Below are 421 nucleotides of genomic sequence, written 5' to 3' on the forward strand. Positions count from 1 at the left end.
AGTCAAGCTGCGTTCTTCATCGATGCGAGAGCCAAGAGATCCGTTGTCAAAAGTTGTTTTTTCATTTTCACCCTTAGAAAAGGGAGTAATGAGTCAGACATTAAAAAAAAAAGCAAAGAAAAGAAAAAATAAAGCGACCATCCAAAAATGGTCAGGCTTGCACGAGGAACAATCCGAAGATGGTTCCCCAGCAAGCCTACTCCGATGTCATTGTCCGAAAGTGTCCCGCACCGCGGCGCCACAACTTAGTGCCCGAAGGGCTTCCATTGTACTCCACGTTGACAGAATCACCAAAACAAACAAGTGCCACCGGAAAACTCGAAAAGCAGAGAAACAAATATTGGTTGTTCACCAAATTTTGTAATGATCCAACCGCAGGTTCACCTACGGTTACCTTGTTACGACTTTTACTTCCACATCG

General features: G+C 44.2%; 1 protein-coding gene. It reads left to right on the top strand.

Annotation, left to right across the window (positions count from 1 at the left end):
• Positions 1-364, top strand: a 364-nt coding sequence (locus CIL05_RS22470) for a hypothetical protein (RefSeq protein WP_206207828.1), incomplete at its 5' end; no start/stop codon positions are given.
• Between the last annotated feature and the right edge of the window lie 57 nt (positions 365-421).

It is taken from the genome of Virgibacillus profundi, from assembly GCF_002287375.1.
In the GTDB taxonomy this organism is placed as follows: Bacteria; Bacillota; Bacilli; order Bacillales; family Amphibacillaceae; genus Virgibacillus_K; species Virgibacillus_K profundi.